Below are 25,794 nucleotides of genomic sequence, written 5' to 3' on the forward strand. Positions count from 1 at the left end.
CTAATTAATTTTAAAACTCTGGTCCATGATCTTCATCTTCTCTCTCTCTATGGCTTCACCCAGCTCTTTTCCCTTCAGTCCTTGAAACTCATGGGGTGATACCTTTACAAACCTCAACTTATCCAGATAAAGGAGAATCTTTTTACTCACTTCTTGTTCCGTCATAAGAAGTAGATGGAAGGCAACGGGAAAACCTTTTAGAGTTCTGTAAACTTCCGAGGGCCTTTGGGCCTCCTTAAGAGTCTGCACCACTCTTTTTTTATCCTTTCTCCAAAGATGGTAAACCTGATGCACCCAAGAAGGGGCGTTTATGTCCTTCAAGATCTTTAGGGCGGTATCGGAAGATACATGACTGAGGAGGAGAATAAGGTACAACCAGGAATAATCTACGTTATCTCTCTGCTGATGTTCCATTCTGTGCCACACCACTACGTCCCTCAGTGTCTCCAAGCGGTCCAGAAGATCCTGCGATAGGATTATGTCAGGCAGTAGGTGCTGCAGGACACCGTACTTCTTGTAAAGGTAGAGGATCTCTATGAACCTCTCCTCTCTGAGGGCTAACCTAAGTTCGTTCATCAACCTACCTACGGGTGCTTTAGAGAGGAACCCTCCAGAGACAGCGTGAAGGAGTGCCTTTTCCGTACTCTTGGAGAGTTTGAAACCAAATCTGCCTGCGAACCTAAGAGCCCTGAGGATGCGCACCGGATCTTCCACAAAGCTCATGGGGTGGAGGATTCTTATGAGACCTTCCTTTAGATCCCTCAGCCCTCCGAAGTAGTCTATGAGGGTGCCAAAGTCTTCCTCCATCACTGACACAGCCATAGCGTTTATGGTGAAGTCTCTACGCAGAAGATCCTCCTTTAAAGAAGCAGGTTCCACCACCGGATAAGCACCGGGATGAGGATAAGTTTCACGACGAGTGGTGGCCAGCTCCACCTTAATGTCTTTTATCTTAAGATGAACAGTGCCAAACTGAGGAAAGGGATGGAGGTTGACGTTGTAATACTGAGCTAACCTCTGTGCCAGCTTTATAGCATCACCCTCCACCACGAAATCTATATCCCACACCCTTTTACCCAAAAGGAGGTCTCTGACAACGCCTCCCACCAGATAGCATCTGAATCCCAGTTCTTTACACATTTGCCCGGTTCTTTCAGCCAGTTCTTTAAGGTGTTCGGGTAGTTGTAACCTCTTCTGATAAGGTTTCAGGGTGTCTATCTGTCTGGAGATGGTGTGAATAAGGTCCAAGCGTGTCACCACACCTACCAGATTATCTCCCTCCACCACAGGTATAAGCTTCTCACCAAAGGTGGAGAGGATCTTCTCCGTCTTCCACACAAAGTCATCGGGAGATAGGGTATGAAAGTCCAGTATCATAAACTCAGACACAGGTTTATCGGGAAAAAGTTTCACCGCTTTGAGAAGGGTCTTCTTATATATGACACCCACCAGTTTACCCATATCGTCCACCACAGGAGCGCCTGCGAAATTTCTCTCGGAGAGCTCTGCCAAAGCCAACTGTATGGGTGTATCTTTGTGTAACACAAAGGGGGGAGTACTCATAATGTCCCTCACCCTTAGGGGCACCCATTCTCCCTTCAGAATAGAAACAAGTAGAGCTTTCATCCGTTCTGCGGAAATATCCTCCAACTTCACGGCACCGGCAAAGGAATGACCACCCCCACCGAATTTTTCCAGTACATGGGATACATCCAGGTCACCCTTTATGGACCTTCCCAAAAGGTACACTCTGCTGCCGGCCTCTACCAGTACGAAGAAAGCAGAAGAGTCCCTTATATCTTCAAGACGGTACACTAGAGGTACTATACCCGGAGTGTACTCCTCTCCCTTCAGGAGAAGTACGGAAACTTTCTTATCTCCTATGAAAAGGTGCTCTACAGAGTGAAGATTCTTGTAGAGAATCTCCAGATGTTCTCTGCTGAGAAACTCCTGCGTGTACCTTCGTATCTCCCTGAGGGAGGCTCCTTTCTGCAAAAGCCAGGCTAAGGCCATAGCATCTCTGTAGGTGGTACCTTCGTAGGTGAGGTTTCCCGTATCTTCGTATATGCCAAGAGCCAGAAGGGTAGCATCCTCAGGCGTTATCTGTACACCCTTCCGGAGGATCTCCTCCACTATGAGGGTTGTGGTACTTCCCACCGGCTGGATCTCTCCGGGATAAATCTTCTCGGTGGGATGGTGGTCGTAGACCCAAACCTCCTCTACCTTGTCTGGGCCTATGCTCTGAAGGATTTCCTCCACATGGTGTGTGTCCACCAAAATCAGTTGGAACCTTTCGGGCAGACTTTCCACCACACGGAACTTGTCCCTCTTCTCTTTAAAAACTAAAGAGGCCTTCTGTGAGAGAGAAGTGGGTTTAAGAAGGTAGGCATCTGGATAGAGGAGCAGTACACCGTAGGCAGAGGAGAGGGCGTCCAGATCGGCACCCTCTTCTAAGATAACCAGCTTCATAGTATAATCTTACAATCATGTACTACTTTCTGCTGGTTCTCTTCCTGATGGTAGCATTTCTCCTCATAGTGGTGGTCCTGCTCCAAAGAAGCAGAGGAGACGTAGGGACGGCTTTCGGCGGGATGGGACAAAGCGTGTTCGGCCCGGGTGGCGTAGACACTATCCTGACACGGATCACTTACTGGCTGGGTTTTCTGTTTATGGCTTTAGCTATATTGTTGGCTTTGACACACCCCGGCAGAAGGGAATCTTTAATAAAGGATGAAGGTGCTGGAACTTCTCAACCTGCATCCCAAGGTAAGCAAGAGGGAAAAACACCTTCTCCTAGCCCATATCCTTCAGGTAACACCAAGTGACCTCTACCTGATGGAAGACTACGAAGTTCCTTTTAACGAAGTGGAACGATACATAAGTATGCTTTCACGCTTAGAGGAAGGTTATCCCCTCCAGTATCTTTTAGGTGAGTGGGAGTTTTACGGAAGAACCTTTAAGGTGGAAGAGGGTGTGCTCATACCCCGTCCCGAAACGGAGCTGCTGGTGGAGAAGATCCTCACCACCGTAAATAAGGATCGTCCTTTGAAGGGCTTTGAGATAGGAGTGGGGACAGGTTGTATATCGGTTACCCTTCTTTTGGAGATTCCCTCCCTCGTTATGTATGCTGACGACGTAAACCCCAAGGCACTGCAGCTGGCCTACCAGAACGCTTGCATGCACCAGGTGCAGGACCGACTTTACCTTATGGAAGGCTCCCTCTTTGAACCTGTAAGGGGGATGCGGTTTCATTTGGTGGTATCCAACCCACCTTACATACCAGAAGGTATGTGGGACAGTCTTCCCACAACGGTAAAGTGGGAAGGTAAAACTTCTCTCATAGGCGGTCCGAAGGGTTATGAGTTCTACGAGAAAATAGCTTCTGAGATACACCACTTCCTTGAGGAGGATGGTATGTTTTTCTTGGAGATAGGACACGATCAGGGTAGTGTGGTGAGGGATATATTTGAGGAAAAGGGATTCCGTGTAGAGGTGTTTAAGGATCTGGCAGGTCAGGATAGGGTAGTGGTGGGATGGATGTAGTGGGTTTGTTGATAGGTGTGTTGTTCTTTGTTCTGTTGGAGGCCTTCTTTTCCGGATCTGAGATCGCTCTTCTGCGTACCGACAAAAGTAAGGCTATGGCCCTTTATCGAAAAACAGGATACTCCTTCCTGAAGGATTTTCACGACTACCCTGAGGACTATATAACCCTCACTATGTTGGGATACACGGTCAGCATAGTATCCGCATCTACCTTCTACACCCTCGCCGTTTTCCGTCTTTCCCACCACTTTTCTTTCCTTCAAGGTTACGAAGCCCTCTTCTCTCTGACGCTGGTTTTATTCACCTTGTACTTTGGGGAGCTGGCACCCAAAAACCTCTTTCACAAGAACGCCGATAGGCTTATTGTTCCCAGTCTCTGGGTTCTCAGTAAACTGAAAGGGATTGTCAAACCCCTCCTTTTGGCGGTGAGGTACATAAGCAGACTAAGCAGAAAACTGTTGGGAGGGAGAGAGGAAAAACTTTCAAGGATGGATATCCTCGGTCTTCTGGAAGATGTTTCTTCCAGAGAGGAGAGTTTGAAGGTGGCCCTTAAGGTGATCCTTATGAAGGATACGCCCGTGTCGGAGCTTATAACACCGCTACAGGAAGTGGTGATGGTGGAAGAGACAGCCACCGTTGACCAGGTGATAAGAAAGATGAGGGAGAGCGGTTACAGAAAACTACCCGTCTACAGAACACGGGTGGATAACATAGTGGGATACCTCGACCTGTTTGATCTGGTAACCGCAAAACCCTATAAAAGTGTCATGGAGTTCATAAGACCCGTCCATATCTTCTCCGAGTACACCACCGTGAAGGAAGTGTTTGATACCTTCAGAGACAGCAGAGAGTACATGGGTATTGTGGTAGATGAACTAGGAATAACGTTAGGCATAGTTACTTACGACGATCTTATAGCCTTTCTGATGGGTGGTCTCAGGAGTGAAGGACACGAGGAAGAACCCTTCGTAGAGGTGGAAAAGAACAGATGGGTTGTGGACGGTCGCCTTGAGAAAGAGGAGCTGGAGAAACTTCTTGGTGTGAAGCTTCCCCAGGGGCCTTTCAGAACTGTGGCTGGATTCCTCCTCTACCAACTCAGGAGAATACCTCAGAAAGGTGAAAGTATAACATGCTGTGGATACAACTTCCGAGTGCTAAAGGTGGAGGATAAACGCATCAGTCGTCTGATGGTGGAGAAGGTTTCTTTAGAAGAGAAGCTAGAACAGAAACAAGAACAGCACTCAGTATAAGAAGTAAGGACACCACAACAGGTATTTTGTAAAACTCCGATATGAGCATCTTAACGCCTATGAAACCGAGGATGAAGGAAAGACCGTAATGGAGGTAATGGAAAAGGGGTAAAATGGCGTTGGCGGCAAAGAAGAGAGACCGAAGACCGAGGATGGCGAAGATGTTGGATGTGTACACTACGAAGGGATCTGTGGATATAGCCAGTATGGCAGGAACGGAGTCTATGGCGAACATTATATCGGAGGACTCCACCAAAAGAAGAGCCAAGAACAGAGGAGTGGCCTTATACTTTCCACCATCCTTAATGAAAAACCTACCATCGGCGTAATGGGGTACTATGGGAATAAGTCTCTTGGCTATTCGGTAAGGAAGTGTCTCTTCGGGGTGAAACTCCCTGTCTTCTGTCGTGAGAAGTTTAACAGCAGACACAATAAGGATTACGCCAAATATGTAGATGATCCAATGGAACATCTTGACGAGCTCTATACCTGCAAATATAAAGATGGCTCTAAAGACAATGGCACCAAACACGCCCCAAAAGAGGACTTTGTGCCTGTACTCCTCGGGCACTTTAAAATAGGAAAAAATGAGAATGAACACGAATATGTTGTCCAAACTGAGAGCTTTCTCTAAGGTGTAACCCGTTATGTACTCCACAAAAGCCTGATGACCCCTTGTGTAGTATACATAAAGGGAAAAACCGAGTCCCACCATAAGCCAAAAGGCAGAAAGAAGAAGGGATTCCTTCACACTTATTTTGTGAGGATGCCTATGAAAGACAAAGAGATCCAAAAAGAGGGCCACGAGGACAAGGACACCAAAAACTACCCAACTTAGATCCATCATGATAACATCCCCTTTATCCTGTCTATACTTTTCACAGGCAATGGATCAAATCCATACAGAACAGCCAGATGATAGCTGAGCCAGTCACCCAAGTATATAAGATAGGCCAGCCTCTCCTCAAAGCTCTCACCCTCTCCTTCCAACTCTATGGGAACTAACCCCATCTCCTGAAGGATATCCCGCGTTATTTGAACCCTCCTTAGTATCCTCGGGTGATCTTCCCTATCGTAAAGGAGCAGAAAGTGACACATCTGACGGGTTAAGTAATTGTCCAGACCCACTATCTCGTTGTGGTGAAGTTCCGGAAGAAGCGCGGTATGGCAGAGAGTTTTGGCATTTTCGTTTATCTGTGCTTTGTAGCGCACCGCGCACACTCCTGTCAGAGGTGTGGCGTACACAACAGGCAGATAGTTTTTGAGTCTTTGGGCTAGCTCTTTGGCCTTCTCTTTGATGACGCTGCTGTAGCTGGCCAAATGTTCTCCCATCTTCTGGGAGATATCTCCCATACCCATCAGGCTTAAAACTGCAGAGAGCATGTATCCCAAAGCGTAGCGAGGTGCAAAACCTTGTGGAAGGTCTACATGAGGAAGGTTATACTGGAGAGCCACGTTCTTCAGTTTACCCCCCGAACTTACACTCACTACAGTAGATCCGCGCCGGACAGCTTCCTCAACTGCCGACAGAGTCTCCTCCGTATTACCGCTGTAGCTTACAGCTACCACAAGCCAACCTTCCTTCACGCAAGGAGGCAAACGGTAATCCTTCACCACCAGAGTAGGGATGTCAACCCCCCTCCTCTCTAGAAACATAGCTGTTATCTCACCCACTATACCCGAACCACCCATACCGGTGAAGACTATCCCTCTGTACGGAGAAAGCTCCACAACTTCCACAGGCATTTTTTTAAACTGCTGGGGCATATTCTCAAGCCACTCCAAAGCCTGCATGATTTAAGGAATTATACCATCAAATTACTGTAAAACCTGTCCACCTCCGTGATTATCTGTCTTGGTGTCCTTACGTGAAAAACCCCCTCCACCTTATGGGTTTTGTAACCTATAACATGTTTGTGGAGGATGAGAGCGTAAGCTATCTCAGAGAGGGTCCCCCAGTGTCCTCCTATAGCTATCACCAGATCACCGCTGGCCACCACCAGAGGGTTTCTGTTCCAACTCATACCTGTGTTTATCTTTATATCTACATAAGGGTTGGCCTCTTCTCCTGTGTAGGAGGGCATTATGCCTACGGTAATACCACCCATCTCCTTGGCTCCCTTACAGACAGCCTCCATCACACCACCCCTCCCTCCGCACACCACCACTATACCCCTCTTGGCCAGCTTTTTGCCTACGTAATAAGCCACCCTATACTCCTCTTGGGAGGCTTTGGAAGAACCTATCACCGCCACCTGTCTCATAGTAAGAACTCCTCCATCCTGTACTGCAGAGCTTCCGCTATATGAGGCGTATCTATAAGCTCTTCACCCGCTAGATCCGCTATGGTACGTGCCACCTTCAACACCCTCATGTAGCCTCTTGCAGATAGTCGGAACCTGTCCATGGCCTCCTTTAGAAAGGCTCCGGCATCCTTCGTAAGAACACAGAACTTTCTCACCTGATCTACCGTCATCCTAGCGTTGTATTTGGTAGGAGTTCCTCTAAATCTCTCCTGTTGTATAGCGTAAGCTTTCATGACTCTTTCTCTAACCTGCTGAGAGCTTTCCCCCTTTTTCATAGAGACAAGATCTTCCTTCTCTACAGGCTGAACCCACACTTTTAGGTCTATTCTGTCCAGTATAGGACCCGAAAGTCTGGACTGATAAGCCTTTATCTGGGCAGGGCTGCATACGCATTTCTTGTAAGGATTTCCGTAGTTACCACACGGACAGGGGTTTGTGGCACCTACCAGAAGAAACTCTGCGGGGAAGGTAACTCTCCCACCCGCTCTTGAAACGGTAACGTAGCCATCCTCTAAGGGCTGTCTTAGGGACTCTAAAGTTTTCCTGCTGAACTCCACCATCTCATCAAGGAAAAGCACACCCCTGTGGGCCAAAGAAACTTCACCCGGCATAGGCACACTACCACCACCTATGAGAGCTACTTCAGAAGCTGTGTAATGGGGAGCACGAAAAGGTCTGTGTAGTACCACAGGGTCCTTCAACATACCAGCCACACTGTATATACGGGTTACCTCCAGAACCTCCTCCCAGCTGAGGGGTGGCATCACAGTGACCAACCTCCGCGCCAGCATGCTCTTACCTGCACCAGGAGGACCTATTAGTAGAAGGTGATGAAAGCCTGCAGCACTTATTTCAAGAGCTCTCTTAGCCTGATACTGACCGTACACCTCCGATAGATCCACGTCGTATCCCGAAAAACTATCCATGAGAGAGGGAAGGTGTAACCTTTGAGGACTCAAGGTGATCTCCTTTCTTAGGAATCGCACCACCTCCTCTAAGCTACTTACACCGTAAACATCCACGTCGCCTACTATGGCACCCTCTAAGGCGTTTTCGGAAGGCACAAGAAACTTTCTGAAACCTAAGCGTGATAAAGATATGACGATAGGCAGTATCCCGCTCACGGGTCTCACTTTTCCGTCCAAAGACAGTTCTCCCAGTACTATTGTGTCCTCCTGCAGATCCACAGTACCCATCAGTTTCAATATCCCGAGAGCTATGGGAAGGTCGTACAGGGTTCCCTGTTTCCTTACATGAGAAGGTGATAGGTTTACCGTTATTCTCTTGGCAGGGAGTTGCACCCCAAGATTCCTTAAGGCGGACCTTACCCTGTCTTTGGCCTCGTTGATAGCTTTGTCAGGAAGACCCACTATGTTAAACTGGGGTATCCCCGGAGACAGATCTACCTCTACATCTACCTCAAAACCCTCTATCCCCCAAACTCCCCCGCTCTTTACTCTACAGAACATACATCAAAGACCCTTCTCTGCCAAGAAGAGAACAAGATCCCTAAGGCGACACGAGTATCCCCACTCGTTATCGTACCAAGCAGCCACGTGTACCATGTCTTCTATAACCTGAGTAAGCCCTGCATCCAATATGGCAGAGTGGGGATTGCCGATGATGTCCTGAGAGACTATAGGATCCTCTGTGTACTGGAGGATCCCTTTCAAGGAACTTTCTGCAGCCTTACGGAAAGCTTCGTTAACCTCTTCTACACCGGAGGGGGCTCTCTCCACCAGCACGGTAAGATCTATCAGAGAACCGTCTGCTACAGGAACCCTTCTGGCTGTACCGTCTAACTTTCCTTTAAGCTCCGGTATCACCTCACCTATGGCCTTTGCGGCGCCTGTGGTGGTGGGTACTATGTTAATGGCACAGGCCCTTGCTCTCCTAAGATCCTTGTGGGGGAGATCCAACACTCTCTGATCATTGGTGTAGGCGTGAACTGTTACCATATAACCTTTCTTTACACCAAAGTTTTCGTGCAATACCTTCACCACAGGAGCGAGACAGTTGGTGGTACAACTTGCGTTGGATATTACGTGATGGCGTGAAGGGTCATAAAGGTGCTCATTTACACCCAGTACTATGGTTATGTCAGGTTCTTTGGCAGGGGCCGATATTATCACTTTCTTTACCGTGTCCCTCAGATGAAGCTGGGCCTTGTCACGGGAAGTGAAAGCACCGGTAGACTCTACCACCACCTCCACACCGAGATCTCCCCACGGTATGCTGGCCGGGTCTTTCTGGGAAAAGACCCTTATAGGCTGTCCATCCACCAGAATGTGATCTTCCTTGACCTCTACTTTACCTTGAAATATACCGTGTACCGAGTCATACCTGAGAAGATGCGCCAGAGTCTTTGCATCGGTAAGATCGTTGATAGCTACTATCTGCAAGCCTTCTACACCGTAGCACGCCCTTAAGAAAGTCCTTCCTATTCTACCAAAGCCGTTTATACCTACACGCACCATACGGAAAATTTTATACCATCATCCTCCAAACCTGAGTTTTATCGCTAGAAATAACACAACTAAAGTAAGGACCATGTTGAGAAATCCCAACATACGTGCCATATTTCTGTAAAATCTCCCCTCAAAGGCTCGCCTTCCAAAATAAAGATCATGGAGGAGAGATACGGCTACTATTCCTCCAAAGAAGATAAGCTTTACCTGTAACGTACGTGTGTAAGGACTATCCTTTTGGAACCATACATCCCATCCGTTGAGTAGGTAAGCGTTTGCCATCCCTGTTACGAAAAGAAGAGGAAGAGAAATGAACGTTCCCAAAAGACTGAGCCTTTTACCTACATACAGAAAGGCCTGTTCCTTGTTAGGAAGTCTCCGCAGATAAGGAGCGTAAACAAAGACGAGGGACAGCATACCTCCCACCCACACGCAGGCCAACAGGACGTGGAGCCACAACACCACCTCTTTTAAAGTAAACATTCACTTATATTATACATCACAACATTTAACTCCGTCACAGAGTATAGAGCAGTATATAGTTACCCTTTATGTCAGGAAGGTTTATATAACAGTACTCAAAACCTTCTACAGGTTCTCTGCCCTTCATCACCATTATGTAAGCCTCGGAGAGGTTTATAAGTAAAGGGAGTGTCTCTTCCAACGGACCCAAGGCTCTGCTTACCACCACGTAGAATTTCTCCTTTACTTTCTCTGCCCTGGTGCACAGCACCCTGTAATCAATATCCAGCACCACCTTAAGATACTCCAAGAAGGAACATTTCTTAGAAACAGACTCTATGAGGGTAAGGTTTATAGCGTCTTGGTAAAAGATCTTCAGAGGGACACCTGGGAAGCCCGCACCGCTCCCTACATCACATACCTTCTTTCCCTTTACATCAATCCCCTTCTCCTCTATACACAGTGTCAGGGTTAAAGAATCCAGGAAATGTCTCTTTATTATCTGCTCGTCCTCTTCCAGAGAGGTGAGGTTGTGAACTTTGTTCCACCTTTTAAGTTCTCTCAGATAAAGATCAAAGCGTTGGATCTGCTCTTCTGTCAGGTTAAAACCGTTTCTTTGGAAGATATCTTTTATGAGCTCAGCAGGTATCTTATATCCTCCGCTATCTTCTGTGGATCCTGTCTGTTGGTGGTGTAAAGGAGCTTTATCTTCATATCGGGGGTTATAAGGTATATAGTGGCGGTGTGATCTACCAGGTAACCTGCCGCCGTTTCCTCCTTCACCTTCCTGTAGTATACGTTGTACTCCTTGGCCACTTTAGCTATCTCATCTGGTGTTCCTGTGAGACCTACAAAGGTGGGATAAAAGAAGGGTACGTAGTTTTTGAGGACCGCCGGTGTGTCTCTCTCGGGATCCACACTCACAAAGAGTACTTTAACTTTCTCCCTTTCCTTCTCACTTAGATTCTTCATCACCTTTGCCATGGTACTGAGAGCCGTGGGGCATACATCTGGACAGTGGGTGTATCCAAAAAACAGCAGCACCACACCACCATCCTTCAGAAACTGGGAGAGTCGCACGCGATTCCCATCTTGACTGGTCAGCTCAAAATCATAAGCGGGTTTGTCATAGAGGTAACCGTAGAACTTGTGTTCTTTCTTGCAAGAAGAGACAAGGAGGGCTAAAACTATCCACACCGCCAATAGAGATCGCATAAGGTATATTTTATTACCTTATGGAGTTAAGGAATATAAGAAACTTCTCCATAATAGCCCACGTGGATCACGGAAAATCCACCCTTGCGGACAGACTTTTAGAATTCACAGGCGCTGTTTCAAGAAGAGAGTTAAAGGAACAGATGTTGGACACTCTGGAGATAGAAAGGGAGAGGGGTATCACCATAAAGATGCAGGCGGTGAAGATGTTTTACAAAGCCAAAGATGGGAACACTTACCAACTTCATCTGATAGATACTCCCGGACACGTGGATTTTTCTTACGAAGTTTCCAGAGCTTTGGCTGCCTGTGAGGGAGCCATACTGTTGGTGGACGCCACGCAGGGTATAGAAGCTCAAACGGTGGCCAACTTCTGGAAGGCTGTGGAGCAAGATCTGGTTATCATACCTGTCATCAACAAGATAGATCTCCCTGCAGCGGATCCTGACAGAGTCAAGAGGCAGATAGAAGACATACTGGGACTGCCCGCTGAGGAAGCTCTCTTAGTGTCCGCAAAAGAGGGTATAGGCATAGAGGAGTTGTTGGAGGCCATAGTAGAGCGCATACCTCCACCTTCCGGTGATCCGGATGCTCCCCTCAAGGCCCTTATTTTTGACTCTTACTACGACCAGTACAGAGGTGCGGTGGCCTTTGTGAGGGTCTTTGACGGAGAGATAAGACCGGGTATGAAGATAAGACTTTTCTCCACAGGTAAGGAGTTTGAAGTAACAGAGGTAGGAGCACAGACACCCCGTATGACCAAGTTTGAGAAACTGGGAGCCGGAGAGGTGGGATACGTGGCAGCCTCCATTAAAGACGTGAGGGACATAAGGGTAGGCGATACCATAACTGATGCCAGAAGACCCGTTTCTGAGCCCGTACCAGGTTTTAGACCTGCTAAGCCCATGGTGTTTGCAGGTATATATCCTTCGGAAGGATACACCTATGAGGAGCTCAGAGAAGCCCTTGAAAAGTACGCTATAAACGATGCTGCCATCCAATACGAACCAGAGACTTCCCCTGCTTTGGGTATGGGTTTCAGAGTGGGTTTCTTGGGACTTTTGCACATGGAGATAGTGCAGGAAAGATTGGAGAGAGAGTACGGTGTTAGTATAGTGACCACCGCTCCCAACGTGGTTTACAGGGTGAGGTTCAAAGACGGTAGTGTGAAAGAGATAAAAAACCCATCCGAACTGCCGGAAAACTGGGGTGTGATTCAGGCGATAGAGGAGCCCTTTGTACTGGTAACCATAATAACACCCCGTGAGTATGTAGGTAACATAATGAGTCTGTGTCAAGAAAGAAGGGGAATACAGAAGAAGTTCCTTTATCTGGATCAAAACACAGCCCTTTTGGAGTACGAGATGCCCCTCAGTGAGGTCATACTAGACTTCCACGATAGGATAAAGAGCCTGTCAAGGGGATACGCTTCTTACGATTACGAATTTATAGGTTACAGAGAGGAGGATCTTGTAAAGCTTACCATATTTATCAACAACGAACCTGTGGATGCTCTGTCCTTCATAGTTCATAGAGATAAAGCCTACAGGAGAGCGAGACAACTGGTGGAAAAGCTGAAAGAGGTCATACCGCGCCAACTGTTTGAGGTGAAGGTACAGGCTGGTATAGGATCCAGGATAATAGCTTCCGAAAGGATACCTCCTCTGAGGGCCAACGTGCTAGCCAAGTGTTACGGTGGTGACGTCACCCGTAAGAAAAAGCTTCTGGAAAAGCAGAAGGAGGGGAAGAAGAGACTTAAACAGTTCGGTAAAGTGGAACTACCCCAGGAAGCTTTCCTCACTGTTCTGAAGGTGGACTGATCTCCTCGGAAAGTTTTGTGTTCATCTCCTCCACCTTCTTCTGAAGCTGCTGGCTGTATTCTTCCAACTTTTGAGCTATGTGAGGATGCTTTATGGACAAAATCCTGAGGGCCAAAAGAGCAGCATTCACAGCATTTCCTATACCCACCGTGGCTACAGGTACGCCTGCCGGCATCTGCACAATGGAATAGAGAGAATCAACACCTGCCAGGTGTTTGGAAGGTATAGGTACTCCTATAACCGGTAGAGACGTCATGGAAGCTGTCATACCCGGAAGATGGGCAGCGCCACCTGCACCCGCTATTATGACCTCTAAGCCCCTCTCCCTAGCTGTAGTAGCATACTGGTACATAAGATGAGGAGTACGGTGCGCAGACACCACCCTCACTTCACACGGAACACCAAACTCCTTAAGAAGCTGGTAAGCCGGCTTTAACCACTCCCAATCCGATATACTTCCCATAATGATACCTACCAGAGGCATGGCTCTATAATTTTAGAACACTTGCTGACCTCTTACTGTTACATATCTTTATAGAATTCTATAAACCTTACGGAGGTGACCTTATGGATCAATGGGAGAAGTTCTTGATAGATTTGGGAGACAGGGTTATAAAGGGGGATGAAGTTACCCGAGAAGAAGCCCTTAAGGTATTACAGACTCCTCATCAGTACATATCCCTTCTGGTTTACGTGGCCCAAAAGGTAAATAGAGCCTTTCACTCAGAAAACCAGATAGAGTTCTGCTCCATAATAAACGCTAAGAGTGGAGCTTGCTCAGAAGACTGTAGATTCTGTGCCCAGTCCAAGTTTTACAAAACACCTATAAACGTGTATCCTCTGGTACCTGAGGACGAGATACTGGAAGGAGCCTTACGGGGAGTGGAGTTTGGTGCCAACAGGTACTGTGTGGTACTCAGTGGAAAGGCTGCATCTAAAGAAGAGGTAGATAGAGTGGCTCAGGCTGTCAGAAAGGTGAAGAGTTCGGGCATCCCCATAAACGTGTGTGTATCTATGGGGACGCTGGATGAGGACTCTCTCCTTAAACTTAAGGAAGCAGGTGTGAGGAGAGTGAACCACAACTTGGAGGCTTCCAGAAACTTTTTCCCTAATATAGTCTCCACCCACACGTGGGAGGATCGCTACGAAACTATAAAGAGGATAAAGAAGGCAGGTCTCTCCGCCTGTTGTGGAGGTATATTTGGGATGGGAGAGTCGGAAGAAGACAGGGTAGATCTGGCCCTCACCTACAGGGAACTGGAAGTAGATTCCATTCCCCTAAACTTCCTCATGCCTATCCCCGGCACACCTCTTGAGGAGGCACCAGGTATAGAACCTATGGAAGCTCTCAAGGTTATAGCTATGTTTCGCCTCACCAATCCGAGAGCAGAACTCAGACTCTGCGGTGGGAGAGAGCAGACTCTGAGGGACTTTCACGGAATGGCTTCACTGATGGTGAACGCCATGATGGTGGGTGGATACCTCACCCGTGCCGGTAGAGACATCAAGAAGGACTACCAGCTTTTGGAGGATCTGAAGGCCCAAAGGAAACATACGTTGGTGGAATGATAGAGATCCTGTCAGGCAGAGAGAACATGCAGAAAGACCTGGAGAACTTCCTGAAGGTGGAAAGGGGAGAACAGTATCTTTTGGTACGGTTCTACAGATGGCAAGAGCCTACGGTAAGCATAGGGCTTTTGCAGAGAGAGAGAAAGATGCCGTTGCCTGTGGTGAGAAGGCCTACAGGGGGAGGTGAACTTCTTCACGGCGGGGACGTGTCCTTTTCGGTAGCCAGCCGGAGGGATTTATGGGGTTCTAATCCCAAGGAGATATACGAACGCCTTATGGTGCTATTGCAAGAAAGCTTAAATGAGGTGGGTATCTCTTTGGATATGACCCACTACAGTCCGGAGCGTATGGAGAGGCTGTGTTTTTTCTATCCCAGTTGGGGTGAGCTGACGGCAGATGGCAAGAAGGTGGTGGCCTGCGCTATGAGGATAGGCAGAAGAGCCTTCCTGCTACAGGGAAGTCTCCTGATAGATATGGAATACTCTCTGGCACACAGAGTCTTTGGTGTTGGTGAAGAGATTCTCAGAGAACGCATCACCACCTTCAGGGAACTGGGTGTGGAGGAAGATAGACTTCTGGAGGGCCTCCGGCGGTTTATGACTAACCTGACACAGATCATAAAGGTGGTGTATAATTTTAGAGATCATGGGTGAGCTGAAAAGGTACCTGGATACCGATTACCTTTACTTTGCGGAGGTGGAACTTCTCCTCAACTACGGGATAGGGTATCCTGACCTTATCATCAAACTGAGGGAAAAAGTCCATCAGGAAGGAATGGAAGAGAGCCCTTACGTGGTAAAGGCAGACACAAAACTCTTTCAGAATGTGCACAGATTCCTGGAACTTTTGGAAGGAAGCGACGAGCCTCTGGAGGATGATGACACTCAACCCTTAGAGAAGTGGTGGTGGCACCTGCACAAGGTGGCTTCCGGAAAATACCCCAGTCTCCGCTTACCCCATCACCTGAGGGAGATATACAGAAAGAGGAGAAAGTACTGGAAGCAGCGCAGTAAGGAAAATCACCTTGCCATAGAACGTCTCAGAGTTGTCCCCCGCTACCTACAGCTATAGATGGAAGAACTGGAAAGACTGAGAGAGAAGATAGATCAGATAGACGAACAGATAGTCGAACTTCTCAACAGAAGGGCTCAGTTAGCTCAACAGATAGGAGAGATAAAGAAAAGGCTTGGGTTAGAGATCCATGCTCCCGAAAGGGAAAGACAGATCTTTGAGAAGATAATACAGATAAACACCCAGCGTTACAAAGAAACATTCCCAACAAAGGCACTTCTCCACATCTTTCGGGAGATAATATCCGCCTGTCTGTCTTTGGAAAAACCCATAAAGGTAGCCTATTTGGGTCCCAAGGCCACCTTTACCCATCAGGCCGCTTCTGAATATTTTGGACTGTCGGCTCAGTACATACCTGCACCCTCCATAAGAGATGTGTTTCAGGAGGTGGAAACTGACAGGGCAGATTACGGCGTTGTTCCGGTGGAGAACACCACTGAGGGGGTTGTTAACTATACCTTAGACATGTTTTTGGAATCGGACCTGCGCATAGTGGGGGAGATAGTGATACCTATCCGGCTGCATCTTCTGTCTACATGTACCGATATATCTCAGATCAAAAAGGTTTTCTCTCATAGACAGGCGTTAGCTCAGTGTAGAATGTGGTTGGAAAAGAACATGCCGTGGGTAGATCTGATAGAAACGGAGAGTACCGCAAGGGCCTGTGAGATAGCCCTTGAGGAAGAGGCCTCTTCTGCCATTGCCAGTGAAGTGGCAGCATACACCTATCATCTACACGTACTGGCGGAAAACATCCAGGACAACCCCAACAACTACACCCGCTTTCTGGTGATAGGTAAAAGGTCCATGAAAAAAACCGGAAAGGACAAAACGAGCCTTATCTTTGCGGTCAAGGACGAGCCAGGTGCTCTCTACAGAGCTCTGGAAAGCTTCTACCTTTACAACGTGAACCTCACCAAAATAGAGTCGAGGCCTTCCAAGAAAAAAGCGTGGGATTATGTCTTCTTCGTGGATCTGGAGGGCCATACGGAGGATGAGCATGTGAGGGAGGCCATAGAACTTCTCAAAAGTAGGACCCAGATGGTTAAACTCTTAGGTTCTTATCCGAGAGCTCTTATCCAAGAGAGCTAAAGCTGTCAGAAGTTTTCTCCTATGTTGTGTTCCCACACCCGGTTCTATAACCCTGTCCCTCAAAAGGAGACCTACAGGCACACCTTCTGTGGTAAGTTTATCCACCAAATAGGCGAGCCGTGACACCTTTTCTTCCAGGTCCCCTTCCACCATATCCAGACTGAGGAAGACCGGCTCATCCACTTCGTCATACATACGCTTCACATACAGCTTTCCCTGTTTGGCAGATATCTTCCAGTGGATGAGTTTTAGAGGATCGTTCATGTACTCCCTAACACCCACTACCTCGTCAAAACCTTCTCTTTTGGACAGCTTCTGTCCCTTCTTGTTGGAACTTTTGTCTAACACCATAGGGAAGCGCGTGGGAATAGGTAACGGAAAAACGATGAGATCCAGTTCCACCCTATAGACGGTGTACCTTTCAAAGAGACCCGCCGGGAAGGATGAGGATAGGGTGAGCTCAAGATGATGGTAATAACCTCTTTCCGGAAACGTGAGTAAGATCTTAGCATACGCCTTACCCTTCACTATAGGTAGAAGAGCTGTGGAGTTCTGAGCACTGACCTTTATGAGGAAGGAGGGTACAGAGAAACTCCTTTCCACCAATAACCGAAAGCTGGCTTCTCTGCCCGCAAAGACCTCAGGGGGTGGTATTACACTCACCTTGAGACTTCTCAAGTTCTGCCATGAGAGAAAACCCGAAAGGAGCATGAAGGATAGCATTCCCGACACCACCATGTAGAGGAGGTTGTTCCCAGTGTTTACCGCTGCCACACCTACGAAGATGGTAATACCTATGAAAAAACTACCCGCTCTGTTTATCTTTACCTTCATGCCTAAATAGATACGACAGCATCTCAATGGGAAGAGGTATGAGCACCACGTTACCGGGTTTGTTAACCACGTTTTGGATAGTTTCCAGATACCTTATCTGTAAGGCTAAAGGCTCTGATGCCAGTATTCGGGCAGCGTCTGCCAGCTTCTGAGCAGCCTGATACTCGGCCTCAGCGGTGATCAATTTGGCTCTTCTTTCTCTCTCTGCCTCTGCCTGCTTGGCCATAGCCCTCCTGAGCTCTTCCGGCAGATCTATCTTTTTGAGCTCTACAGAGACCACTTTAACACCCCAGGGGTCCGTTTGACGATCTATGATCTCCTGAAGCTGGAGGTTGAGTTTCTCCCTTTCGGAGAGGAGCTCGTCCAACTCCACCGATCCACACACACTCCTCAGGGTGGTTTGAGCTATCTGGGAGGTAGCATATAGATAGTTCTCCACCTCCACTATAGCCCTTACAGGATCTATGACGCGGAAGTAAACCACAGCGTCCACACTTACAGAAACGTTATCTTTGGTGATGATGTCCTGGGTAGGTACATCCAGCGTCACAGTTCTGAGGTCTACTTTTACCATTCTGTCTATGACAGGTATGAGAATAAAAAGACCGGGACCCTTTGCGCCTATAACTCTACCCAGCCTGAATACTACAGCCCTTTCGTACTCAGGAATCACCTTCACCGAGGATACAAGGAAGATTAAAACCAATACCAAAGGAACCACAAGGATAACAAGATCCATAGCTACACCTCCCAAGATTTTAAGGATGTCTCCTCCCAAAACCCCCGCCAGTATAACAAAAAAGAAGGTGAGAAATATAATTAAGTCTCTCATACCTTTATTATAAAGGAAGGGCAAAGGCCCCAAAAAGTGTTCCCTAAACGGAACAGAAAAGAGTAACCCAGAAGAAACTGATCCCTTTCCTCAACAACAAGATTAGAACCACTTACCCATCTGCTCTCCCTAGGAGTTCGTACCTTCACCAACAGGTTGGTGTAGGGATAAAGTAGGTGCACTTTTTTTCCTTCCCTGTAAACTATGGGAGGTTTTTTATCAAAACATATGACGTTGGTGCCTTCCTGTTTCAGTAGCATCTGGGCTAAATGCTGAGCTGTTTTGAGCTCTACCGGAGAGATAAAGATGTTACGCATCAAAGAGAAAGAGTGTCTGTAGTGGGGAAACAGAAACCTTATGCCTACCTCTCTCACATATACCTTCACGTGGTGATCAAGACCTCCCACCACAGGATTCTTCCAGCCTTCTTGGTAATACCTGTCAGCGTACTCTTCCACCTTCACCACCTTTCTAAGGAGCCGGAGAGCCTTATCTTTGAGGAACGGGTAAAGGAGTATTACGGGAACCAGATAAAACAGGAGCCTCCCTTTATTTTCCAACAAAGAGTCCTTCAGATCTATAAGTTCCAGAAGAAAGCCTTCCCTGTTTCCTTTCCACCTGTACTTCTCCTTAAAGGGATGTGCTATCACCTTTACAGGGCCTATGCAGAGGACAGCGCCTTCTTCTGTTTTTCTCTCTATCCCTGCCAGCATTCTCTCATCGCAAAAGTACTTGATATAATCGTTTTCGTGATCGGTTATAAAGACAAAGTTCACATCTTCCTCCTCCATAGCTCTCCTTATGTCCTCCGGTTTCCCCAGAGAGTCGTAGGAGAACTGGGTATGGAGGTGTAGCTGATAGGAGTACAGGTAAAGGTTAGGAACCTCAGAGGGTAGTAGATCCTGTCTTGAGGCCCTGGCGTACCTTACGGGAAGGAGGTAAGCTAGCAAGATCCAAAGTCCCAACAGTAGGAATGGGAGGAGGATATACAACATCATGGAAGGTTCATCTTCTCCCTCACCTCTTGTAAAGTTCTCTGAGCCAGTTCTCTGGCTCTGCGTGAGCCTTCCGTGAGGATATCCCACACGTAATGAGCTGACTTTTCCACCTCCCTTCTCTTTTCCCTTATGGGCCTTAGGAACGTTTCCAAACCTTCCCACATCATCCTCTTACAGTCCACACAACCCAGCTTCCCACTCCTACAGTCTCTTTCTATCTCCTCCACCTTTTCGTGGGGAGTAAAAAGCTTGTGATACATAAAGACGGGGCAAATCTCAGGTCTTCCCGGATCACCCTTCCTTAGCTTCTGAGGGTCTGTGAAAAAGCTCATCACCTTCTTCTTAACCTCTTCCTCGCTGTCAGCAAAGTATATGGCATTACCGTAAGACTTACTCATCTTCCTACCGTCCGTACCCGGTACACGGGGTGTTTCCGTCAGCAAAGCCTGAGGTTCTGGGAAAGTCTCTCCGTAAAGGTGATTAAACCTACGAGCTATCTCCCGCGTCAGTTCTATGTGAGGCAACTGATCCTCACCCACCGGGACTGCCTCCGCCTTGTAGAGGAGGATATCTACAGCTTGCAGTACCGGATAACCCAAAAAACCGTAGGTATCCACCTCGTAGAACTCTCTCTTGGATACGTTGAGTTTCCTCAGCATTTCCTTATCCAGTTTACCGTCAAAGAGGGCCTTAACAAAAGCTTGCGCTATCACATCCAATAGATCCTCCTCAAGAGCTTCCGTATCTTCCACACGGAATGGCTGACGCGCTAAGAACTCCTTCACCAGATCCCTCAAACCACCTCTGAAAGTAAGTTCCAGGTCGTGAATTCTTAGAAGATTGTACTTGGTATCTTTGTAAGTGGGATTCCACTCTAACCAACTCTTAGGTGTTATCATGGCAAAGAGGAGGAAGAGCTCTGCGTGTTCCTTCACCATAGACTGAAGGAAGAGAACACTCTTTTCAGGATCAAGTCCCAAAGCTATCCAGTCTATAACCAGCTGGCGTATGTTGTCCTTGATATGTTTTGTGTCTTTGTATCCGGTAGTCAGTGCGTGCCAGTCTGCCACCATAAAGAAGGTTTCGTGATCTTTCTGAAGGCTTATCCAGTTCTTGATAACACCCAAGTAATGACCCAAGTGTAGCTTTCCCGTAGGTCTCATACCGCTCAGTACACGCATGGGTCTAAAATTATAAAGTTGCGCTCCGAATTTATAATGTAAACATGGATCTCCTTACGCTGGTAGGTATACTGGGAGGGCTCACAGCTCTACTCATAGGTGCTGTCTTGAAAGGTGCCAGCCTGCTCTTTCTTCTTCAGCCTGCAGCCTTTGTAATTGTGGTCCCCACTACCCTCTTTGCCAGCCTCGTCACAGTACCCCTCTCTAAGTTCTACCTGATAGTGGAAGGTCTCAGGATGGCCTTTAGGAAAGATGACGATAGATCAGTACAGACAAAGAACATTCTGATAGACTTGGCTCACACGGTGAGGAAGGAAGGCATGTTGGCTCTCGAAACCAAGGCAGAGGATATAACGGACCCCTTTATAAGAAAGGCTGTGGATCTTATGGTCCTAGGAGTGGACGAAGCCACCTTTGTGGAGAGCTTAGAGACGGAAGTAGCCAAAAGGGAAGAGGAGCTGGAGATAGCAGTAGAATACTGGAAGAACGCTGCAGAGAGTGCCCCCACCTTTGGGTTGGTGGGGGCTGTTTTCGGGCTTATGAAGGCCCTTCAGAGTCTGGATAACGCACAGGAACTGGCACACGGCATATCTGCAGCCTTCGTGGCTACTGTGTACGGCATAACTTCTTCTTACCTCATCTTTGGGCCTATAGCCAAAAAAATAAAGATAAAGGGAAAGGAGGAGATACTCCGTATGTACATGGTGGTGGAAGCCGGTAGGATGATGATAAGGGGAGAGAACCCAAGACTCATAGAGGAGAGACTAAACTCCTTCGTAGAGGCTAAAGGATGAACAGGAGAAAAAAGTGTCCAGAAGAGGTTTCGGAAAGGTGGGCTATACCTTATGCCGACTTCCTTACGCTACTTCTGTGTCTCTTCATAGCCCTGTTTGCGATGGCACAGGCGGGTAAACAGGCGGCTCTCGAATACGCTCAGGCCTTTGCACGTGCTTTCGGCATGAGACTGGTTCCCTACCAAGAAACACTACCCCGTCAGATACTACCCCAACCTGTCCCTCCCAAGGTTAGACCCACGGAGAAGGGCCAGAAGATCTTAAAACAGATAATGGAGTTGGAAAAAACACTTAAAACCATAGGGTTGGAAGGTAAGCTGAAGGTGGCTTACGAAGCTATAGGTATAAGACTTATCCTCCAGGAAAGGCTTCTCTTTGATTCGGGAAGTGCCGACATCAAACCCCAGTTTTACCCCATACTGGATAAGATAGCAGAACTTCTCAACAGTATTCCCAACCCAGTGGAAGTAGAAGGACACACGGATAACATACCTATATCCACAGGCAGATTCCCCTCCAACTGGGAACTCTCTACAGCCAGAGCATCCTCTGTGGTTAGATACTTTATAGCCAAAGGTGTCTCCCCAGATAGACTCAAAGCATCGGGATACGCCGACACGAGACCTATAGCCTCTAACGCTACACCTGAAGGTAGGGAACAGAACAGGAGAGTGGAGATAGTTATTATTAACATTAAGGGATACGAACTGACGGAACCGGCACCGTGAAGATGAAGGGTGTTTTTGTCAGTAGAACAGAGGAGGATACCAAAAGGATAGCGGGAGAGCTGGCGAAACATCTGAAGGGTAACGAGGTGATATGTTTGGTAGGTGATCTGGGAGCCGGGAAGACCACCTTTGTAAAGGGCCTGGCGGAGGCTATGGGCATACGGGAAGGTTATCAGGTGAGGAGTCCCACCTTCAGTCTCATCCATCAGTATCCCACCACCCAAGGGAACATCTTTCACGTGGATCTTTACAGAGTAGACTACCTGGATCTGGAGGAAGTGTTGGGAGAAGGACTTGTGGTGATAGAATGGCCAAAGGACATGAGTATATGTCAGATAGTGGTGGAGATAACAGAAGAGGGACACGAAAGACTCATAAAGATCTATACTAATAATCATGTTCAGGAAGGTTCTGATAGCTAACAGAGGAGAGGTGGCCGTTAGGATAATAAGGGCCTGTGAGGAACTGGGTATAAAGACGGTGGCCATATACTCGGAGGTAGACACAAGATCTCTTCACGTAAAGAAAGCAGACGAGGCCTACCTTATTCCGGGTGATCCCATAAGAGCCTATCTGGATTACGTAAGAATAGTGGATCTTGCTAAGTCGGTGGGTGCAGATGCCATACATCCGGGTTACGGTTTTTTGGCGGAGAACGCAGACTTCGCCCGTTACTGCCAAAAGAGGGGTATCGTTTTCATAGGTCCTAAGCCGGAACATATAGAACTCTTCGGAGACAAAGTAAAAGCCAAACAGATGATGCAGAAGCTGGGTATACCCACCATACCTGGCTCACCGGAACCTTTGAGGAACTACGAAGACGCTCTGCATTACGCACGGGAGATAGGTTTTCCCGTCATTCTAAAATCCGCCTTCGGTGGTGGTGGTAGGGGTATGAGGGTGGTAAGAACGCCCGAGGAACTTCCTCACCTCTTTGAATCCGCTTACAGGGAGGCGGAGACCTTTTTCGGTAAAGGTGACCTCTTTCTGGAAAAGTATCTGGACGATCCCAAACATATAGAGGTGCAGATACTAGGAGACAAGTACGGAAACGTGGTACACCTAGGAGAGAGGGATTGTTCCATACAGAGAAAGCATCAGAAGATTATCGAAATAACACCCTGTCCTGTATTACCCCCTTCTATAAGAAACAAGATGCTGGGACTCAGTGTGAGGGCCATGATGCAGGTGGGATACGAGAGTGCAGGGACTCTGGAGTTTTTAGTGGATCTGAAGACGGGAGAGTTTTACTTTATAGAGATGAACACACGCCTTCAAGTGGAACACACCATCACCGAGATGGTGACGGGTATAGACATAGTGGAGACAATGATACGTATAGCGATGGGTGAACCTCTTCCTTTCATGCAGAACGACATAACCTTTAGGGGATGTGCCATAGAGTTTAGGATAAATGCAGAAGATCCGAGGAAGAACTTTGCGCCCGCACCGGGTAAGATAACAGCCTATTACTCTCCCGGTGGACCGGGTATAAGGATGGATGCAGGTGTGTATAAAGATTACGTCATTCCTCCCTATTACGATTCTATGATAGCTAAGATGAGCGTGTGGGCCTTAAGCTGGGAAAGAGCTGTGGCTAGGGCCAGGAGGGCCATAGACGAGTTTGTGGTGAGGGGTGTTCCTACCAACATACCTTTACACCGTCAGGTGGTCAGGGACCCCGATTTTATAAGTGGTTACTTTGGTATAAGGTTCTTGGAGAAAAAACTACCCACCTACCAGTTTGAGATAGAAGGAGAAATAGATCCAGAAAGCTTAGCGTTGGCTGCATCCGCAGCTATAGCGGCCTATTACGGACTGTAGGTTACGGAAGCTCCCTCACTCTCCACACCGTACACACTCACCGCCTTTACCGTGTAGGTGACCCTCTGTGAAGGTAGCTCGTCTTCCCACATGTAACTGGTGGTACTACCTAAAAGTTTCCCGTTTTTGTAAACAACAAAGTGAGAGAACAGGGGATCTTTCCGATAAGACCAAAAGATATAAAGCTTGTTTCCTACAGCTCTCCAGTCAAGCCTTTCTACATCCGCCACCGGAGGGTGGGGTTTTGCCTTCACACAGAAAACACTGAGCTCCGATTCTCTGTCTTTCTCAACACCGGCCACTCCATAACACTGGGTCATATAGTCCCTGTCTATAACGAAGGGTCCGTCCAGTTTTTGGGCACTGAGGAGGTCGGGTTTCCCTTCCTTTATCTTGTAAAGAACAAAACTCCTGAACCCTTTCGGGGTTACCTTTACCTTATCAGGATACTCCTCCGTTCTCAGCAAGGGTTTCTCTTTCAGAGCTTCCGGCACACAGAACTTCTTACCCTTTCCGTTAAGGCGCACCACACCAAAACAGAAAGCTTTCTCCTCCTCCTTAAACCAGAGATCACCCTCTTTGCTAAAGCCTTTCACCACCACCTCACCCTCTAAACTGCGTACGTAAACGGTAGAACCAAGTCTTTTGATCTCCACCTGAGGTGAAGGTAGGGGCTCAGGATCTGCCTTTACACCGCAAGAACAAAGGAAAACTAAAAGGGGAAAAAGCTTAGTCAGCCTCAAGGTCCTTTATGAGCTCTTCCTTCACGTTGGGGGGTATCTCCGCTATAGCCTTGTAGTTGGGATGGTTTATCTCCACCTTGACGGGCATGTTTTTAAAGTCCTCTACCTGCTCATCGGTGAGGGTCAGCTTCAGAAAGTGGACCACGGCTGCTTTACCGTACTCATAATCCTCCTTGCTGCGCTCGTCGGCAACCGCTCTAACGGTGTGCTTGTTTCCTATGTGGAAGAAAAGGTGATCATGAATGCCCACCAGCTTAGGAAGTAACTTTTTCCTCTCCTCTTCGTCCGGGATCTCTATGAACATGGTTATGGAAAGCTGGTTTCTGTCGGGTATAAGCTCGTTGTAAACCTCTATCTCGTGCTGTATCTCCTCCTCCTTCACCATACGCTCCGCCCTTATCATCTCCTGTATCTGAAACCACACCGTCTGTCTGTTCTCAAAGACAAGATGAACCAAGTCTCCGAGAAATAACCTCCTGTTCTTCTTCAGTTGGATAATCTCCTGCCGCTTTTCCGGCCTAACCTTTTCGTACTCGTATATGTTGAGGATTTCGTCCCTTGTGATCTTTTTCACAGCAACTCCCCCAAAAGGATTTAAAGGGGGGAGAACCCCCCCTCTTACGTTAGGAAGACTTAAGGCTTTCTAGAGCCTTCTGGAATCTTCCTGCGTGAGATTTCTCAGCACGGGCGAGGGTTTCAAACCACTCAGCGATGTCATCGAAGCCTTCCTCTCTGGCTACCTTAGCAAAACCAGGGTACATTTCGGTATACTCGTAGGTTTCACCCGCTATGGCCGCCTCCAGGTTCTGCTCAATGGTACCTATGGGTTTACCAGTAGCAGGGTCTCCACCACCGTACTTTTCCAGAAACTCCAGGTGTCCGAAAGCGTGACCTGTCTCACCTTCGGCGGTCTCTCTGAAGATGTTGGCTATGTCGGGGTAACCCTCTATGTCGGCCCTACGGGCAAAGTAAAGGTACCTTCTGTTGGCCTGAGATTCCCCGGCAAAGGCATGCTTAAGGTTTTCCAAAGTCTTGGTTCCCACAAGGCTCTTACTCATGGCAAT

The 25,794-nt window shown here is 47.7% G+C and carries 29 protein-coding genes; 12 read left to right on the forward strand and 17 right to left on the reverse strand.

The window, feature by feature from the left end; translation table 11 throughout:
- Positions 1–2,469 carry a CBS domain-containing protein gene (locus THAL_RS04655; RefSeq protein ID WP_012991950.1) on the reverse strand — a complete coding sequence of 823 codons (2,469 nt, stop codon included), beginning with the start codon at positions 2,467–2,469 and terminating at the stop codon, positions 1–3.
- Positions 2,470–2,486: 17 nt separating this feature from the next.
- Between THAL_RS04655 and secG the strand changes: the two genes are divergently transcribed.
- The 3 genes from secG to THAL_RS04665 are packed head-to-tail and all read left to right on the forward strand — an operon-like array spanning position 2,487 to position 4,793.
- A complete protein-coding gene (gene secG / locus THAL_RS08310; RefSeq protein WP_012991951.1) occupies positions 2,487–2,825 on the forward strand; it encodes a preprotein translocase subunit SecG in 339 nt (112 codons plus the stop codon).
- Complete coding sequence (prmC, locus tag THAL_RS04660) at positions 2,731–3,543, forward strand: peptide chain release factor N(5)-glutamine methyltransferase (RefSeq protein WP_012991952.1); 813 nt, start codon at positions 2,731–2,733, stop codon at positions 3,541–3,543. The genes secG and prmC overlap by 95 nt, the downstream gene beginning before the upstream one ends.
- Positions 3,534–4,793 carry a hemolysin family protein gene (locus THAL_RS04665; protein WP_012991953.1) on the forward strand — a complete coding sequence of 420 codons (1,260 nt, stop codon included), beginning with the start codon at positions 3,534–3,536 and terminating at the stop codon, positions 4,791–4,793. The genes prmC and THAL_RS04665 overlap by 10 nt, the downstream gene beginning before the upstream one ends.
- On the opposite strand, the gene THAL_RS04670 is transcribed toward THAL_RS04665, so the two are convergent.
- From THAL_RS04670 to THAL_RS04705, 8 genes are read right to left on the reverse strand one after another with little or no spacing between them, the layout of a single operon-like run.
- Positions 4,720–5,640, reverse strand: a complete 921-nt coding sequence (locus THAL_RS04670; RefSeq protein ID WP_012991954.1) for a TerC family protein — start codon at positions 5,638–5,640, stop codon at positions 4,720–4,722. The two genes, THAL_RS04665 and THAL_RS04670, sit on opposite strands and share 74 nt — an antisense overlap.
- Entirely contained in the window at positions 5,637–6,587 is a 951-nt protein-coding gene (locus tag THAL_RS04675) for a bifunctional phosphoglucose/phosphomannose isomerase (RefSeq protein ID WP_012991955.1), read from the reverse strand. The genes THAL_RS04670 and THAL_RS04675 overlap by 4 nt, the downstream gene beginning before the upstream one ends.
- Positions 6,588–6,598: 11 nt before the next feature.
- A complete protein-coding gene (locus THAL_RS04680; protein WP_012991956.1) occupies positions 6,599–7,057 on the reverse strand; it encodes a TIGR00725 family protein in 459 nt (152 codons plus the stop codon).
- Positions 7,054–8,568 (reverse strand): YifB family Mg chelatase-like AAA ATPase, encoded by a 1,515-nt coding sequence (locus THAL_RS04685; protein ID WP_012991957.1) that lies wholly within the window; start codon positions 8,566–8,568, stop codon positions 7,054–7,056. The genes THAL_RS04680 and THAL_RS04685 overlap by 4 nt, the downstream gene beginning before the upstream one ends.
- Before the next feature lie 3 nt (positions 8,569–8,571).
- Positions 8,572–9,576, reverse strand: a complete 1,005-nt coding sequence (gene gap, locus THAL_RS04690; RefSeq protein ID WP_012991958.1) for a type I glyceraldehyde-3-phosphate dehydrogenase — start codon at positions 9,574–9,576, stop codon at positions 8,572–8,574.
- Between the two features lie 18 nt (positions 9,577–9,594).
- Positions 9,595–10,050, reverse strand: a complete 456-nt coding sequence (locus tag THAL_RS04695; RefSeq protein WP_012991959.1) for a hypothetical protein — start codon at positions 10,048–10,050, stop codon at positions 9,595–9,597.
- A 34-nt stretch (positions 10,051–10,084) separates the two neighbouring features.
- Positions 10,085–10,762, reverse strand: coding sequence for a 16S rRNA (guanine(527)-N(7))-methyltransferase RsmG (gene rsmG / locus THAL_RS04700; RefSeq protein ID WP_342606918.1), 678 nt, complete (start codon positions 10,760–10,762; stop codon positions 10,085–10,087).
- On the reverse strand, positions 10,660–11,244 hold the full coding sequence (locus THAL_RS04705) for an SCO family protein (RefSeq protein WP_012991961.1): 585 nt from the start codon (positions 11,242–11,244) through the stop codon (positions 10,660–10,662). The genes rsmG and THAL_RS04705 overlap by 103 nt, the downstream gene beginning before the upstream one ends.
- A gap of 20 nt (positions 11,245–11,264) precedes the next feature.
- Here THAL_RS04705 and lepA point away from each other — a divergent pair, with 20 nt between their 5' ends.
- Positions 11,265–13,064, forward strand: coding sequence for a translation elongation factor 4 (gene lepA / locus THAL_RS04710; protein ID WP_012991962.1), 1,800 nt, complete (start codon positions 11,265–11,267; stop codon positions 13,062–13,064).
- On the opposite strand, the gene purE is transcribed toward lepA, so the two are convergent.
- Complete coding sequence (purE, locus tag THAL_RS04715; protein WP_012991963.1) at positions 13,042–13,548, reverse strand: 5-(carboxyamino)imidazole ribonucleotide mutase; 507 nt, start codon at positions 13,546–13,548, stop codon at positions 13,042–13,044. The genes lepA and purE overlap by 23 nt on opposite strands.
- 83 nt (positions 13,549–13,631) lie before the next feature.
- On the opposite strand from purE, the gene bioB reads away from it, so the two are divergent.
- Genes bioB through pheA form a run of 4 tightly spaced genes read left to right on the forward strand, consistent with a single transcriptional unit; the run spans position 13,632 to position 16,796 of the window.
- A complete protein-coding gene (bioB, locus tag THAL_RS04720) occupies positions 13,632–14,633 on the forward strand; it encodes a biotin synthase BioB (protein ID WP_012991964.1) in 1,002 nt (333 codons plus the stop codon).
- Positions 14,630–15,286 carry a lipoyl protein ligase domain-containing protein gene (locus THAL_RS04725; protein WP_012991965.1) on the forward strand — a complete coding sequence of 219 codons (657 nt, stop codon included), beginning with the start codon at positions 14,630–14,632 and terminating at the stop codon, positions 15,284–15,286. The genes bioB and THAL_RS04725 overlap by 4 nt, the downstream gene beginning before the upstream one ends.
- Positions 15,279–15,704, forward strand: coding sequence for a hypothetical protein (locus THAL_RS04730; RefSeq protein WP_012991966.1), 426 nt, complete (start codon positions 15,279–15,281; stop codon positions 15,702–15,704). The genes THAL_RS04725 and THAL_RS04730 overlap by 8 nt, the downstream gene beginning before the upstream one ends.
- Entirely contained in the window at positions 15,705–16,796 is a 1,092-nt protein-coding gene (gene pheA / locus THAL_RS04735; RefSeq protein ID WP_012991967.1) for a prephenate dehydratase, read from the forward strand.
- Here pheA and THAL_RS04740 read toward each other — a convergent pair.
- From THAL_RS04740 to trpS, 4 genes are read right to left on the reverse strand one after another with little or no spacing between them, the layout of a single operon-like run.
- Positions 16,758–17,630, reverse strand: coding sequence for a DUF58 domain-containing protein (locus THAL_RS04740; protein WP_012991968.1), 873 nt, complete (start codon positions 17,628–17,630; stop codon positions 16,758–16,760). The genes pheA and THAL_RS04740 overlap by 39 nt on opposite strands.
- Entirely contained in the window at positions 17,602–18,462 is an 861-nt protein-coding gene (locus THAL_RS04745; RefSeq protein ID WP_012991969.1) for a slipin family protein, read from the reverse strand. Before THAL_RS04745 ends, THAL_RS04740 begins: the two co-directional genes overlap by 29 nt.
- Complete coding sequence (locus THAL_RS04750) at positions 18,459–19,460, reverse strand: PHP domain-containing protein (protein ID WP_012991970.1); 1,002 nt, start codon at positions 19,458–19,460, stop codon at positions 18,459–18,461. Before THAL_RS04750 ends, THAL_RS04745 begins: the two co-directional genes overlap by 4 nt.
- Entirely contained in the window at positions 19,457–20,641 is a 1,185-nt protein-coding gene (gene trpS / locus THAL_RS04755) for a tryptophan--tRNA ligase (protein WP_012991971.1), read from the reverse strand. The genes THAL_RS04750 and trpS overlap by 4 nt, the downstream gene beginning before the upstream one ends.
- A gap of 44 nt (positions 20,642–20,685) precedes the next feature.
- On the opposite strand from trpS, the gene THAL_RS04760 reads away from it, so the two are divergent.
- From THAL_RS04760 to THAL_RS04775, 4 genes are read left to right on the forward strand one after another with little or no spacing between them, the layout of a single operon-like run.
- Entirely contained in the window at positions 20,686–21,435 is a 750-nt protein-coding gene (locus THAL_RS04760) for a motility protein A (RefSeq protein WP_012991972.1), read from the forward strand.
- The gene (locus THAL_RS04765) at positions 21,432–22,163 is read left to right on the forward strand and encodes an OmpA/MotB family protein (protein WP_012991973.1); all 732 of its coding nucleotides are present in this window, start codon (positions 21,432–21,434) and stop codon (positions 22,161–22,163) included. Before THAL_RS04760 ends, THAL_RS04765 begins: the two co-directional genes overlap by 4 nt.
- A gap of 2 nt (positions 22,164–22,165) precedes the next feature.
- Positions 22,166–22,585, forward strand: coding sequence for a tRNA (adenosine(37)-N6)-threonylcarbamoyltransferase complex ATPase subunit type 1 TsaE (gene tsaE / locus THAL_RS04770; protein ID WP_012991974.1), 420 nt, complete (start codon positions 22,166–22,168; stop codon positions 22,583–22,585).
- Positions 22,560–23,987: an acetyl-CoA carboxylase biotin carboxylase subunit gene (locus tag THAL_RS04775; protein WP_012991975.1), complete on the forward strand. Its 1,428-nt coding sequence runs from the start codon at positions 22,560–22,562 to the stop codon at positions 23,985–23,987. The genes tsaE and THAL_RS04775 overlap by 26 nt, the downstream gene beginning before the upstream one ends.
- Here the strand turns inward: THAL_RS04775 and THAL_RS04780 are convergent.
- The 3 genes from THAL_RS04780 to THAL_RS04790 are packed head-to-tail and all read right to left on the reverse strand — an operon-like array spanning position 23,975 to position 25,788.
- A complete protein-coding gene (locus THAL_RS04780; RefSeq protein ID WP_012991976.1) occupies positions 23,975–24,730 on the reverse strand; it encodes a fibronectin type III domain-containing protein in 756 nt (251 codons plus the stop codon). The two genes, THAL_RS04775 and THAL_RS04780, sit on opposite strands and share 13 nt — an antisense overlap.
- A complete protein-coding gene (locus THAL_RS04785) occupies positions 24,717–25,304 on the reverse strand; it encodes a DUF3501 family protein (RefSeq protein WP_012991977.1) in 588 nt (195 codons plus the stop codon). The genes THAL_RS04780 and THAL_RS04785 overlap by 14 nt, the downstream gene beginning before the upstream one ends.
- A 49-nt stretch (positions 25,305–25,353) precedes the next feature.
- Complete coding sequence (locus THAL_RS04790; RefSeq protein ID WP_012991978.1) at positions 25,354–25,788, reverse strand: rubrerythrin family protein; 435 nt, start codon at positions 25,786–25,788, stop codon at positions 25,354–25,356.
- Positions 25,789–25,794: the final 6 nt, after the last annotated feature.

Origin of the sequence: Thermocrinis albus DSM 14484 (assembly GCF_000025605.1) — a bacterium.
GTDB lineage: Bacteria > Aquificota > Aquificia > Aquificales > Aquificaceae > Thermocrinis > Thermocrinis albus.